The organism is Neisseria sp. P0021.S005, from assembly GCF_051956955.1.
Genome location: NZ_JBQCWY010001014.1, coordinates 1 through 412, shown reverse-complemented (window position 1 = coordinate 412; position 412 = coordinate 1). Strand labels below are relative to the sequence as shown.

Genomic DNA, 412 nt, shown 5'->3' with positions numbered 1-412 from the left:
AAAGACGGTAACGGTAACACCACTACTACCATCGTTAAAGACGGTAAAGCTGCAGCTAAGGGTGATACTGGTGCTAAAGGTGAAGACGGTAAGAATGCTGAAGCCGACGTTAAAGACAACGGCAATGGCACTCACACTGTAACCATCAAAGACGGTAACGGTAATACCACTACTACCATCATTAAAGACGGTGCAACTGGTGCTACCGGTGCAACTGGTGCAGATGGTAAGAATGCTGAAGCCGACGTTAAAGACAACGGCGACGGCACTCATACTGTGACCATTAAAGACGGTAACGGTAACACCACTACTACCATCGTTAAAGACGGTAAAGCTGCAGCTAAGGGTGATACTGGTGCTAAAGGTGAAGACGGTAAGAATGCTGAAGCCGACGTTAAAGACAACGGCAATG

At 47.3% G+C, this 412-nt stretch carries 1 protein-coding gene; it reads left to right on the top strand.

Annotated elements, in window-relative coordinates:
- Nucleotides 1-412, top strand: a 412-nt coding sequence (locus ACTHUE_RS20650; RefSeq protein ID WP_440400894.1) for a collagen-flanked surface repeat-containing protein, incomplete at both ends; no start/stop codon positions are given.